The 13,385-nt window shown below is 54.3% G+C and carries 14 protein-coding genes and 1 pseudogene; 5 read left to right on the top strand and 10 right to left on the bottom strand.

All coding sequences use genetic code 11. The features are described 5' to 3' along the window. Positions 1-100: 100 nt before the first annotated feature. Both L0M98_RS03530 and L0M98_RS03535 read right to left on the bottom strand, forming a co-directional pair. A complete protein-coding gene (locus tag L0M98_RS03530; RefSeq protein ID WP_039953112.1) occupies positions 101-535 on the bottom strand; it encodes a VOC family protein in 435 nt (144 codons plus the stop codon). A 59-nt stretch (positions 536-594) separates the two neighbouring features. After that, positions 595-1,251, bottom strand: coding sequence for a recombinase family protein (locus tag L0M98_RS03535; protein WP_004289426.1), 657 nt, complete (start codon positions 1,249-1,251; stop codon positions 595-597). A 340-nt stretch (positions 1,252-1,591) separates the two neighbouring features. Between L0M98_RS03535 and L0M98_RS03540 the strand changes: the two genes are divergently transcribed. The 5 genes from L0M98_RS03540 (at position 1,592) to L0M98_RS03560 (ending at position 8,164) form a co-directional block, all read left to right on the top strand. After that, positions 1,592-2,890, top strand: a complete 1,299-nt coding sequence (locus tag L0M98_RS03540) for a DUF3575 domain-containing protein (RefSeq protein ID WP_039953199.1) — start codon at positions 1,592-1,594, stop codon at positions 2,888-2,890. Continuing rightward, entirely contained in the window at positions 2,887-3,843 is a 957-nt protein-coding gene (locus L0M98_RS03545) for a DUF5119 domain-containing protein (protein WP_004289429.1), read from the top strand. Before L0M98_RS03540 ends, L0M98_RS03545 begins: the two co-directional genes overlap by 4 nt. Positions 3,844-4,036: 193 nt before the next feature. After that, a complete protein-coding gene (locus L0M98_RS03550; protein WP_004289430.1) occupies positions 4,037-4,357 on the top strand; it encodes an HU family DNA-binding protein in 321 nt (106 codons plus the stop codon). An 18-nt stretch (positions 4,358-4,375) separates the two neighbouring features. After that, on the top strand, positions 4,376-7,123 hold the full coding sequence (locus L0M98_RS03555; protein WP_004289431.1) for a fimbrillin family protein: 2,748 nt from the start codon (positions 4,376-4,378) through the stop codon (positions 7,121-7,123). Between the two features lie 180 nt (positions 7,124-7,303). Next, entirely contained in the window at positions 7,304-8,164 is an 861-nt protein-coding gene (locus L0M98_RS03560) for an RteC domain-containing protein (RefSeq protein WP_039953202.1), read from the top strand. 288 nt (positions 8,165-8,452) lie between these two features. Here L0M98_RS03560 and L0M98_RS22755 read toward each other — a convergent pair whose 3' ends face one another. The 8 genes and pseudogenes from L0M98_RS22755 to L0M98_RS03605 form a co-directional block, all read right to left on the bottom strand. Beyond that, a complete protein-coding gene (locus L0M98_RS22755) occupies positions 8,453-8,914 on the bottom strand; it encodes a hypothetical protein (protein ID WP_004289433.1) in 462 nt (153 codons plus the stop codon). A gap of 390 nt (positions 8,915-9,304) precedes the next feature. After that, the gene (locus L0M98_RS03575) at positions 9,305-9,547 is read right to left on the bottom strand and encodes a hypothetical protein (protein ID WP_039953114.1); all 243 of its coding nucleotides are present in this window, start codon (positions 9,545-9,547) and stop codon (positions 9,305-9,307) included. 153 nt (positions 9,548-9,700) lie between these two features. Next, positions 9,701-9,841 (bottom strand): annotated as a pseudogene (locus L0M98_RS03580) (DUF6956 domain-containing protein); the annotation flags it as partial. A 45-nt stretch (positions 9,842-9,886) separates the two neighbouring features. Further along, the gene (locus L0M98_RS03585; RefSeq protein ID WP_004289435.1) at positions 9,887-10,204 is read right to left on the bottom strand and encodes a hypothetical protein; all 318 of its coding nucleotides are present in this window, start codon (positions 10,202-10,204) and stop codon (positions 9,887-9,889) included. A gap of 42 nt (positions 10,205-10,246) precedes the next feature. After that, a complete protein-coding gene (locus tag L0M98_RS03590) occupies positions 10,247-11,530 on the bottom strand; it encodes a PcfJ domain-containing protein (RefSeq protein WP_004289436.1) in 1,284 nt (427 codons plus the stop codon). Positions 11,531-11,532: 2 nt separating this feature from the next. Next, on the bottom strand, positions 11,533-11,943 hold the full coding sequence (locus tag L0M98_RS03595; protein WP_009132163.1) for a PcfK-like family protein: 411 nt from the start codon (positions 11,941-11,943) through the stop codon (positions 11,533-11,535). A gap of 45 nt (positions 11,944-11,988) precedes the next feature. After that, a complete protein-coding gene (locus L0M98_RS03600) occupies positions 11,989-12,981 on the bottom strand; it encodes a hypothetical protein (protein WP_004289438.1) in 993 nt (330 codons plus the stop codon). A gap of 12 nt (positions 12,982-12,993) precedes the next feature. Next, entirely contained in the window at positions 12,994-13,245 is a 252-nt protein-coding gene (locus L0M98_RS03605) for a hypothetical protein (RefSeq protein ID WP_004303766.1), read from the bottom strand. Positions 13,246-13,385: the final 140 nt, after the last annotated feature.

Consider the following 13,385-nt stretch of genomic DNA (forward strand, 5'->3'; position numbering starts at 1 on the left):
CGTCTTCATCCTAATTTCGTTGCACTTCGGTTTCTTTGCATACGAGACAACATGAGCTAGGCACAGTTTTCACCTTATATCCAATTCGCTTGATTAAAAATCACAAATCTTTTAGCAGACCATTCTCATCGTATTCGAACATAGGCCCCCACACCACCTCCCAATAATACCCGTCAAGATCGGAGAAGTAGGCATGATAACCGCCCCAGAAAGTTTCCGCGGGTTCTTTCGCGATTCTGCCTCCTGCTTTGCATACTTTTTCTATAACCACATCCACCTCTTCACGTCTTTCCACATTGTAGGCGAGTGTAATTCCCGCAAAGCCCTCGGCAATTTTCGGTGGATTCGTTTCACTGATGTCTTTGGCGAGCAGCCCCAGCGGATAAAGCTCAAACTTCGTACCTGGTGTATTGAAGAATATAACCTGTGGTTCATCTCCTTTCTCGCAGGTTTCGAAACCGAGTCCATCACGATAAAATCTTATTGCAAGGCTCATGTTGCGGACACCAAGGCAAATACAAGTAATTTTATTCATATTCACATGATATTTTAGTTATTGTGTGTCGAATCTATACTCCTGGAGTTAACAGTATTTCACTTGTTTATCCGTATATCAGGATCGAAACTGTAGTTTCGCTTGCCCTCTATAACCGTGGCTTGCAGAAATAGTGCCCTGAAACGGTCGAATGTGTTTCTTGCGACGCCGTACCTCCCGCATATCATGGCGATCGTCCGCCCGTCATTTAACAAGCCGGCTATTTCTTCTCCCGCGTCGATCAGGCGTTGGAGCTTGGTATAGCTTCCCCTCCTGCGACCCAGTATGACGCCTTGTTCCCGTCGTGCCGCCAGGGCCTCTTTGGTGCGGGCGGATATGAGGTTTCGCTCGATCTCGGCCACCAGGCCGAACGCAAAGCATAACACCTTGCTGTTGATGGTATCGTCAAAAGAATAGCGATCCTTGGTACTGTACAGGAACACGCCTTTTTCGAGCAGTTCCCCCACGATCGTCATAATATCGGTAAGCGTGCGGCTTAACCTGGAAAGTTCTGTCACGATCAACGTGTCCCCGGCTTTTAACCGCTTTACCGTTGCCCCGAGTTTCCGGTCGCGTCTTTTCTTGCTGCCGCTCACGACTTCCGTGACCCAGCAATCCACCACCATGTTTCTACTACCGGCAAATCTCGTGATCTCGTGTCGTTGGTTAGTCAGCGTCTGCCTTCCCGTGCTGACCCTTAAATAAGCTACTACCATAGTCGGAAAAATTAAAAAAGCACGAAATTGCCTTTTCCCGACAATTAAAAGGTATAATCACTCTATTTATTTGCACGATAAATCGTTCGTTTTCAGAGGCAAAGGTATTGTATTTATTTCAACTAGACAAGCATTTCGTGCAAAATATTGAATAATAGAACATTAAAAGACGGGATTAGCTTTAGAAAGTATTTCGAATCAATAAAATAATAATTTCACTAAAAAACGAAGGATAAAAAGTGAATCACTGCTTGTTTTCGCGTGCTTGCAATTTAATAATGTAATGTACCGGGGTGGCTGTTTCCTGCACATGCCTCCCGGTACGGATAAAACAGAATATATGAGAAAAAGCTTACTCGTCTTGCCGTTTCTGTTGCTGCTGTCCGCCGGTTTCTCGGTGGCCCAGGAGCCACTACCGCGTGACACCGCCGCTGTGAAGGTCTATTTCCAGCAGGGACAGGCCACGCTGGATTCCACGTTCCGGGACAACGGTTCCCGCCTGGACTCGTTCTCCCGCCGTCTGGCCTCGTTTCGGGGTGATACCACCTTCCAGATTCGATCGGTTCGCGTCGTTTCCGGAGCTTCCCCGGAGGGTTCCTCCAAAATCAACAGGAGTTTGTCGGAACGGCGTGCCACGGCCATCCGCTCCTATCTCGAAAAGCGGGTTTCCCTGGATGGTCACGCCTTTGAGGTCGAATCTCCCGGCGTGGACTGGGAGGGCCTCGCCTCCCTGGTCGAATCCTCCGATATGTCCTACCGGGACGAAGTGCTGGAGATACTGTATCATACTCCCGAGTTCGTTATCCGTGAGGGCAAGGTCGTGGATAGCCGCCAGCGTCAGCTGGGCATGCTGCACGGCGGCGAGCCGTGGTGTTACATGGAAGAGCGCTTCTTCCCGGAACTGCGCGCCTCGGGAGTGCTCGTCGTCGTTGAAACCGGGCGGGAGGATACTTCCAGCCCTGAACCGGTCGCCCCGCCGCGCGATACCGTTGTCGTAGAGCACCGGGACACGGTGGAGGTCATCCGACGCGACACGATGGATGTACTTTGCCCTATTGTCCCGGCCCGCAAACCCTTCTACATGTCGCTGAAAACAAACTTGCTCTACGACGTGGCCCTGGTGCCGAATATCGGAGCGGAGTTCTACCTGGGCCGCGGCTGGTCGCTGGGCGGTAATTGGATGTACGCCTGGTGGAACAGCAAGAAGCGTCATAATTACTGGCGCCTCTACGGCGGGGAGCTGGAGATCCGCAAATACTTCGGTCGTCGCGCGGCAGAAAAACCGCTTACCGGGCATCACCTGGGACTCTACGGGCAGCTGTTCACGTACGACTTCGAGCTCGGGGGTACGGGTTACATGGGCGGCAAACCGGGCGGCACGCTTTGGGAGAAGATGAACTACGCTGTGGGTCTGGAATACGGCTACTCGCTGCCCGTCGCCCGTCGCCTGAACCTGGATTTCGTCATCGGCTTGGGCTACTGGGGCGGCGAATACCATACATACGACCCCGTCGACGATCATTATGTCTGGAAAGAGACCAGGCAGCGCCACTGGTTCGGGCCCACGAAAGCGGAAATCTCCCTCGTGTGGCTGATCGGCCGGGGTAATTACAACGAAAAGAAAGGAGGCAAGCGATGAAAAAGATATTCCATACGGTGACAATGGCGGCACTCCTTGTCGCCGCGACATCCTGCGAGCACAAGGAGCTGTGCCTCGACCACGCGCACGCGGTGGAGGTGGAGGTGGTCTTCGACTGGCGTAACGCTCCCAACGCCGCCCCGGCTTCCATGTCGCTCTACCTGTTCCCGGGTGACGGCGAGGCGTTGCGTTATGATTTCACGGGTCGCGACGGCGGCACCATCCGCGTTCCTATCGGAAAGTACGAGGCGCTGTGCCTGAACTCCGACACCGAAAATATCGTTTACCGGAACACGGAACGCAAGGGTACTTTCGAGGTGACGACCCAGACGAGCCCGCTGCTGGGGGGCCTTTCCGCCCTGGGCGTGCGCTCCGAGGGTGCCCCGAGGGCTGACGGGGCTGAAGACGAGCGCGTCGCGCTGTCCCCGGATATGCTTTGGAGCGACCACGCGGAAAGCATCGAGCTGAAACATGTCCCGGTTCGGCAGAGGATCACGCTTTACCCGGAACAGTCGGTTTGCAGGTACACGGTCGAGATCCGCAACGTCGAGAACCTGAAATATGTCTTTGGTGTCAGCGGTTCGATCTCAGGCCTCGCGGGAGGCCTGTTGCCCGGCACGGACATGCCCAACGCGAACAAGGGCGCTTACCTTGCCGTGAAAGTGAACATCACGACCAAGGACGGGGCCCGTGTATATCCGGCAGAATCTGTCGGCGAGTATGATTGGGCCGCCGTGGCTGTCGGCACGAACTGGCAGGCCGGTAAGAAGTACATCTACACGCTTGACTTCTCGGAGGGTGCCGGTAAGGTCGATCCGGAGAAAGAACAACCTGAAGATCCTACCGTTGACCCGTTCGATCCGGGCGAGGATATCCTGGGCAGCCCCATCAAGTTCACCGTGGAGGTTAGCGAGTGGGAAGACGCCGGCGCGCAGGATATAACAACTATGTAACCAACCCTCCGGTCGCGCGACGGCCGGGCAAACGGGCCGGAAGGGGTTGAACCGGGTAAACGTGTCGTAGGTGAAGAGGCACACGCGCGACACGTTCCGGGGGGAGAGCCGCGAGAGGGCTTTCCCTGTCCCCTTCCGGTCACTAAAGGCAATTTTCGCCTGAACAAAAAAACAGGATATAAAAAACAGGGCCATGAACAAGCAGGAGCTGATAAAAGCGGTAGCCGCCGCGAGCGGGTTGTGCGTCGTGGATGCCTCGAAAGAAATGAGCGCTTTCGAGAATATTTTGGAGGACTGTATGGCGCGAGGGGAAATACTCTCGTGGTCTGGCGTGGGCGCCTTCTGCGTGCGGGAACACAAGGCTCGCCCGGGACGCAACCCGTTCACGGGGTTGGGGATGAGGATTCCGACCCGTAAGGTCGTGAAATTTTCCCCGGGAAAGTCCTTGCGCGAGGCTGTCATAAAGAAAGGAATCCACGGGAGGCGTGCTCGATGCACCGATAAGGAAACATGATATAAATGACTAAATGACATGAATATGGATCTAAAAAAGAATTTATGCCGGGGGCTCGGGAACCGGAGCCTGCCGGTATTGTTTTCGGTTCTCCTGTTCGCCTCGTGCCAGGACGACCTGCAAACGAGTGTACACACGGGGCCCGGCATCCGCTTCTCGGTTTCCGACGGGGCGGGATGGCGTGCCACGCGAGCCGAGGGTAGCCCCGCGGAAGAGACGACCCCGAGGGATTCCCTTCTGGGCGTGCTGCCCCTGCAGGCCGCGGACGGCGGCGAGGGGTTGTACCTGCACGCCATGATCTCCGACAATACCGGCAACGCCCTTGCGGATGACGAACGGATCGGCACCCGTTCCGCTCCCGTGAAGGACATGGAGACCTACGGGAATTTCGGGGTCTTGGCCTACCTCTACACGGGGGCGTGGGACGGCAGCGCCACGCCCGGTTTCATGTACAACACGGAGGTGCGCGGCGATGGCGGCGTGTGGTCGCCCGCGGCGGATCACAACTGGCCGGGCGAGGGGCAGAAACTCCGTTTCTTCGCTTATGCGCCCTACAACACTCCGGGGATCGAGCTACCCGCACAGCATGAGGCGGGATACCCCGGCTTAACCTATACTGTTCCCGAAAAGGTACAAGACCAGAAAGACCTGCTCGTGGCCGCTTCCGGGGAGATGGCGGGCGACCACAACGCCACGGCCCCGCTGACCTTCAGCCACGCCCTGACCGCCGTCCGGTTCGTTGTCGGTGACGACATGCAAAAAGGAAGTGTGACGAAAATAGCCCTCCGCGGCGTGTACGGCAAGGCCGTTTATGATATGGACGGAGACTCGTGGAGTGCTTTCGAGGAAACGAAAGATTTCTCGCAGACGCTTGATAAAAAAGTGGACGGCCAGCCCGGGAATGAGATCACCTCCGGGGAGGGCACTTTCATGATGATCCCGCAGCAGCTGCCCCAGGGCGCGGAGATCGAGGTGGTCTTTACCGATGACCTGACGGGAACCGAGCGGACGCTGAAAGCCGACATCGCCGGGGCGACATGGCCCCAGGGCAAGACCGTCACTTACCGGATTTCCACCTCGAGCATCCTCGTCGTGCCGACTTTCGAGGTGACTGCTCCCGAGGCTTTCACCTATCAAGGAGGTACCAGCGAGTACTCGGTGACCAGCTATCTCGCCGTCTCCCGTGAAGGCGATGCAACGCAGGGTGTGCCGCTGGCGTGGACGGCCGAGTTCGTCGAGGATGACGGTAGCGGGGGCTACAACGTGATCGACCGTCCTGAATGGCTCACTGCTTTCACCGCGAGCGGTAACGGTGGCACGTCTGCCACGATGCTATCTGCCACGATCGCGGCCCAGCAGGGCGTTACCTCCAACCCGCATAACGAGGTGTTGCGGGCGGCAGCTCCCGTGAGCGGTACCTACGACCTCTCGACCAAGGGCGGCACCGAACCTGTGAACACGGCAAACTGCTACGTTATCAACGCCCCCGGTACATACAGCTTGCCGCTGGTTTATGGCAACGCCGTCAAGAACGGGGCGGCCAACACCTCGGCCTATATCCCGTCGGTCATCGACATCCCGGATGAGGAAGAGCGTTACTTGACACACTTCGTAAACCATCTCGATTCGGTTATCACCGATCCGTATATCTACAACAACGCGAACTGCACGCCCGCCAATGCCACGTTGGTATGGCAGGACGAGCCGGAACTGGTGACGAACGTCCGCCTTTCGCCTGACAAGCGCGGCTTGCTTTTCGACGTGCCGCAGGAATCGATCAAGCAGGGAAACGCCATCGTCGCCGTGCGTGACGCCGCCAACACCATCATGTGGAGCTGGCATATATGGGTGACGGATTTCGTGCCGGGACTCCCCCCGACCGTGGAGGAGCGTTACGATCCCCGGAAGACCCAGCGCGACAAGGTCGTGACCAATTACCAAGGGGTGCAATATACCTTTATGGGAAACTGTATCGGCTATTGTTATGAAGGCATCACCACCTACGATGCCCGCAGCGTGAAGGTGCGCTTTACACAGGCGGAAACCGGTGCTATAAAGGTCATAACGCTCATACAAACGCCTGCAGTCGTAAATCCCGGCAATGCGCCCTATTATCAGTTCGGCCGCAAGGATCCGATGCTGCCCGGTATGCTCGACGCTTCTGGTTCCTCTGTCGATAAGAGTTGCTATTCCGACGGCTACGCGTTTAAACTCTCGAATGACCAAAGCTCCATCGGCGCTAGCATCCAGAACCCGCATATATTTTATGGCGTGAGAATATCCAGCTGGTTCTCCGGTGCTCTTCATTATTACAACCTTTGGAGTGCCGACAACATGGAGTATAATGTGCATAACGACAATGCGGTGGTCAAGACGATTTACGATCCCTCGCCCGTCGGCTACCATCTGCCTGCGTCGAACGCCTTCACGGGATTTACGTTTGATGGCACGCACAGAAGCGGCTACGACAAGATTAATACTCCCTATCGCGACGACACGGAGGCTACCTATAATTTTGGTATGGAGTTGTATTGTAACAAGATGATGGGCCAGGGAAGTTACGACACTGCGGGCGGTACAGTCTTCTTTTCGTTTGCGGGTCAACGCCCCTATCAGAGAGGCAAGCCTACCATGTGCGGTATAGATGGTACCTGCTGGAAGGCCGTATATGCTACTAACACTGTCATCCGCCGGCCTTATATAGTTGCCCCGGAAAACACCTACAGCAACGCCAGCGCCTACTTGGTGCAACCCGTTAGGGAATGAGCGTGCGGGAGATGCTTAAAATAGTGAGACTCCAGCGATGACAACCGTTCATGCAACGTGTCATTGCTGTTTCAATCCTAAGAAAATCTAAATCGCAGGCGGCGGATGGGATAACACCCGCCCGCCGCTTTGCTTTTAAATTATCAGTCAATTCATCTATAACGATTCAAAGCCATGGAAATGACAGGATTTACACAAAAACTCCAGAAAGAGATCGAGCGTAAGATCGTCCAGATAGAGACCTCCGATCACAGTATACTGAACAAGTCTATCGAGGCATCACGTGTTTTGGGTGACGCGTTCAAGCGTCTGAAAGAGTTCATCATCTCTTACGAGTTCGCCAGCGAGGAGGAAGAAATCTTGTTTTTCAAGGAGATAAAACCCCGCCTGTTTTCCCGGTTAATCTATTACCGGAAGATTTACAATATCGAGATGAACCGTCCGGTGGGGAGTATCGAATCGCAGAAGGAGTACCTCCTGACGGAGATGGATGATCTGGGTCGGTACACCCGCAAACGGCTTGACTTTATCCGTTATTACCGCAGCGGCGCCACACACCTGGACAGCCTCTATTTCCTGCGCGGGCAGACCGACACGGAGCAATACCTGGAAACCTTCTACTATGAACTCGACCCGCAGTTTTCGACAAACGCGGATTTCAAGGTGGCGAAAATCCTGGCCAACGACATGTTGTCGGTTTATCTTATGGGCGAATTGGAATCACTGGAGAGTACGAACCACCGGAACATGGTTCTCCCATTGCCTGACGTGCGTCCGACATGGCAGGACTCGAAGACGGATCTGACGGAACTTATTTACCTGCTCGACAGTAAAGGCTGCTTCGGCAATGTGCCACTCACGCAACTGGCCAGCTACATTTCCAACGCTTTCAACGTACACCTCGACATGAACCTTTCGAGGACATTCTGCGATATGAAAATCCGAAACAACCCGACACCGTGGCTTGACAAGGCGACAGAGGCCCTGCTTAAACGTATGCAGACGTGGAAGCGAAACAAGAAAAACGGCAATTCCGAGTAGAACATGAACCGGTAAGGCACTTTATCCCTTATAGAAGCACTGATAATCAGCGTTGTATATAACAAAAAAAACCGAGGTCGGTTTTCCCTCGTAACTGTCTTTGGAACTTTTCTGAACACCCGTGTTTGCACCCGTATGTCTTCACCGCATGAACCGTTGAGAATCAGTTCACTGCAAATTATCAAAAAAAAGTCGTACCGACCTCGTCTTAAGCTGTCCATATAACCCCGACCTTTGTAACAGACTAAAAAAAAAGAGTATGAAAATCATAGTGTTCGGTTCGCGAGCCTATAACGAGCTTGTCGGACGTATAGAGAAAATAGAGGGGCCGCAATCGCCTCTCCCCCTGGAAAGGAGCGTGTACGGAATAAGGAGTATATAAACGACGAATGGATGGACGGCGAGCAGGTCTGCCGTTACCTGGGCATCAGCGGGCGTACCCTTCAACGCCTCCGCTCGGATCACGTGATCACCTGTTCGACCATCAACCGGAAGCTGTATTATTCCCTCACGGAAATCCGCCGTGTCCTGAAGGAGCGTTCCCCGGTCGGTCTTTACCACCCGGAACGCCTCGTTGAACACTCTCGCTTTGATAAAAGCGGCTTTTGACAATAGCCCGGACTGCTCGTAAAGGTCGAGGAAACGGGCATGTTCCACGGCTGAAAAGTTTACCGAAAAGCGGTAAACGGCCGGGTCGTTTTTCGCGGGTCGTCCCCCTTTGCCCCCTCGGGGCTTTCTGTTCTTTTCCATCGCATCGAAATTTTAAGGAGAGGCCAGGGCCCCACCGGTTCCTGAAAATTCCGATCCCTTCGCGGCTTGCCGCCTTTCTGAAAAGCACCGACTCCGGAGGTGCTTTCTCCCCCTTGCGGGCAAGCTGTTTTCTGCTGCAAAACGAGAATCGTGCAGCAGAAAACACAGCTTGCTATTTGCCCTTTGCAAATACCTTCTGCCCGCTCGCGGACAGAACATTGAAAGAGCCGCCGTAAAACGGGGCAAGGACGGCTTCATTAGCGTCGGGATCGTTCACGAGGCAAAGATACCGACCTATTCAATCGCTTGTACTATAATCGATTATGCCACTTGCGTCCACTTTGACGCCACACGCGGCCATAGCGGAAAAAGAGCATACAACCCGTGTTTTTAAGGGTTTACTTTGCACGTGAGAACGGATACGGGTAATGACACATCCCCCTGTCCGCACACGTGCGGACGGATGCAGAAAACACCGTGTGCAGAGGAAAAAGCGGGTCTTTGTCCGGATAAGCAAATGCGGTTGCGCGTGAGTATAAAATCGGACACGCGCCCATGCACCGGCATACCGGCGTAACAGCCTGCCAGCGCACCAGCATATATGCGTGCCGGCATACCAGCATAAAATCTCATGCCGTCACTTGCCCAGATACGTGAAGAGATGAACGATTACCCGATTGTATAACTAAAAACGCATGGAACAATGAAAGAGAAAACGAAATTCGTGGCCTTCTCCACCCAGAAAGGCGGAGCGGGCATATCTTATGCAAAAATTTACATAACATCCCCGTCGATCCACTGCTTCAGCGTGGCAACGCCCCACACCTGCGGGTCGTCGAACATGGTGTCGAGCCGCCCGATACCCTCGCCGAAGGTTACGAGCAGCGTTTCATAGGAGATTTCCTTGTTTACTTCATTCGTTTTCATATTCTCGCTTTTACGGGCGGCTTTTGCCGCCCCGAAATTTTTTAATCAGACAAGTTCCACTCTAACCCTGCTCATGTTCGCCCAGAACACGCCGTTGCAGTAGTAGGCGTAGCCGTTATGCCAGTTGCTCCTGCGGCGTATCACGTCCTGCTCGGGTGGTCGTATCTCGATACTCGTGGTGTAGATGTTGTGTCCCACGGTAATGACGAGGTTGCACCTTCGCCATATCTCGGAATGGGTTTTGAACCCGTTTTTCCCCTCGATGAGCGCAAGGGCCGTCTTGACTGCTTCCCGAACTTCCCAATCCCACTCCCCGAAGGGTTTGGGCGGGCGTGCCATGTAGCTTTTATAGATGATTTTCATTGTTTTGTTTTTTTTGTAGGGCGGCTTTCGCCGCCCCGATTTTTATGCTGTCATTCGTTTCCGTATAAGGGACATGTTCCCCTTCATCAGTTTCAGTATTTGCCCGTGGTACGGGGTATTCTTGTTACACACGCCACGGCTCTGCACGACCTCCATGCGTTTTAGGGACACCTCTATCGTTTCGATACGTTTGCCGTCGATTGTGGCCGAGAGTATGAGCGAGTCGGCTTTCAGATAGTATTCGTTGGTAAACACACAATGGTGCATGGCCTCGCCCTCCTGCCGTATGGCTTCAACGCTGTCCAATACCTTGATGCAGATTTCCCCGTCGGAAAACTCCACTCCGAAAAACCGCCCTTTGGCTTCGACAAACGAGGCTTCCTGTTCCAACGCCTTGCGCCGTTCCTCCTGCCGCCGTTCCATTTGCATGTGCCGCCGTTTTTTTGCCATGTAGAGGTCATGCGCTGCGGGCAGGTCTGCGGGACACACGAAATGGGCGTTATGCAGGTCTTTCCCGAAAAATCGCAGCAGGTCGATGTAGTCGCACCATTCCGTCGGTTTCCCGATAGCGTACCCGTTACGGATGGCGATACGGATGGCCGGCCAATAGTCTGCGATATTGCGGGAGGAACAGGCGAAAAATCGCACGAGTGCCGTTTGTCCCGCTTTAAGCAGCGTTTCGGCCTTGTTCTCCGAGAGCAGCAGGTGGATAAGGTCGAAAGGGGTTACATCGGGGAGTTGTTTGCCGTAACCGCTTCGGCGCAGTTCGGGGATAAGCCGTTGCCGGGGATAGATGCGTGTGGGCGTGATGTTGTATTTCCCGTCGTTCTCCGCCCGCAGTTCCAATGCGCTCGACCAACTCCACCCGTGAACGAAGAAGCCCATCGGGCGCAGCCGTGCGAAGGTTGCGGAGCGTCCGTCGGGGGCAATCCACCGCTGTACGGCTTCGATATGGGTGTAAACGGGCATCTGTCCCACTTTCGCCCAACACTCGATATAGACGAAGCGCAGGACTTGAAAACCCTTGCAGCGGGTTACGATACACAAATACTCGTAATCGTTGAACTTGCGGCGCAGGGTGGTTTCCACTTTCAGCGTGGTGTGGCAGTGCGGACACTCGCACCCTAACAGATTGTCCGTGAGTTCTCCGTTTTCGCTCTGCCACGTGTGGCCGCACTCGGTGCAGGTGATAAGTCCTTTCGGCGTGCGGCGTCCGATATGCTCGATGCAGTTCTTGTACCCCCATTCGATTTGTGCGGGGGTAAGCGGCGGCAGGTGTTTACTTGCCGCCACAACGCTCTGTTGGAATTTTGTTCTCGGTTTCATAACTAAAATAGACTGGGCATTAGTTTGTTATCTTCGATTTTCTTGGGTTTGGACTTGGCTTTCGCCAACTTGGCGTAGGCTTCGCTCTCGGCCTTCCGTATGGCGTTCCGCCGTGCCTCGGCTTTTTCCTCCTCGGTCAGTTCGACGGTGTGATTGACCACTACCTTGCAACTGACGGGTTTGCCGATGTCGATGTCCTCCTCGTCGTAATAGTGGAGTGCCATAGAGTATATTTCCTCGTCGGCAAACCCGTTGCAACCGCTCTGCCGTACTTGGTTGATGATGAAAGTGCAGCAATCGTCAATGTTCTTTTTCGGGTTGGCGTATCGGGGTGCGAAAAGTTCGTCCTCCCGTGCCCGTGCGTCGAGATAGTTCTGTATCGTCAGTTTGAAATAATCTGTTCCTTGTGCCATGATTTTTTGGTATTGTGGGGCGGCGAACCGCCCCGTGTTCAACATTTATTCGTCCTTTCCGAGAAGCCGCCGCACCTCGTCCTCTTTGGTCTTTTGGAAAATCCATCCCGCTTTCTTCTGCCCGTCATGCGTCAGCCGTGCGTTGAAGCGTCCCCCGAGTGCGTGAAGGGCGTCCTTGACGGGCTTGGTGTCCCCGAATACGGCTATCGCCTTCTCGGAATAGTCCACGATGATAAACCCGCCTTGCACGCTCGTTTCAGTGCGTTCCGCCCGTTTTTCGTCTTTCGGCTCGGGCAGACATATATTCTCCTCGTTTCCTGCGATATATGCCAGCCTGTCGATGTACCCTTCACGGGTGTAGTGGGTCAGTTTGCAGACACTCCACCCGTATTTCGGACTTTTGCCGAGCGTGAAAACGGGATAGCGGTGTTCGTTCTTGGGGTCGTATTCGGAGAGGTGCGCCGTTTGCGGGAAATTGGCCGCCGCCTTTCTCAACTCCCCGAAGCCGTTGCGGGAGGTGGCCGAAAAGCCGAGAATGACGGTACGCACGCTTCGGGTGGTCGAACACTCGTAAGAGGGGTCAGTGTATTCCGTTTCGTTGAGTTCGGCGATGATTACGCCCTGCACCCCTTCGGGCATGATGCGGCGTAACCTCTGCGCTCCTATTTCCGCTATGCGGTCATGCTCGGCTTTCTCTTTGGCGGCGGCGATGGCCTGCGCCGTGGCTTGCTCTTCCGCCTGCCTCACGAGCAAAGCCGCCTCGAAAGCGTCCATGAACTCGGGGTTCACGTCGTCGTAGTACCTGCCGATACCGAATGTTTGCGAGAGGGGTCGCAGAATGTCCGTTTGGCTGATTTCCTTTGTTTCGGTATCGACCATGTGGTACACGTAGCCACGGGCGGTGTGTTCCACCTTGTAAACGACGTAACGCTTTCTGCTCGCACCCGCACCGATACCGATGATTACCTGGTTTTCCTTGACTACCTGCACCTGCGTGTCCGTGGTAGTCGCTCCGAATAATGAAATGTACTTTGTCATACCTGTAAAAATTTAGAAGATGTGAGTGAATAGGAAATAGAAAAAGCCGGTTAGAGCCACGAGAGAAACAAGGCAGGAGAAAATGCCCCGCAGGATGTCATAACAGAACGTGAAGCCCAAAACGACCCAAATAAAATCGATACCCCACACGTGGAAGCCCAAAGCCACCGCCCCGACCTTTACCGCCAACCCGACCTTTGCCTTTATGCCAAGTGGAAGGTTGGAGGATTTCTGTTTCCATTTATTTTTCTCTTCGTTTCTCATAACCTTTGACTTTTTTTTATGCCGTAGCGGAGCCGGTATGGATGGAATCTGTTTCGGTAGCATCAAAAGGTGTCGGGGATAGCTGCTGCAAGATTTTGTCGGAAAATACGCTCGCCCGCAGGGAAAGAGGAAGATTTTGC

The organism is Butyricimonas sp. DFI.6.44, assembly GCF_022132345.1.
Taxonomy (GTDB): domain Bacteria; phylum Bacteroidota; class Bacteroidia; order Bacteroidales; family Marinifilaceae; genus Butyricimonas; species Butyricimonas muris.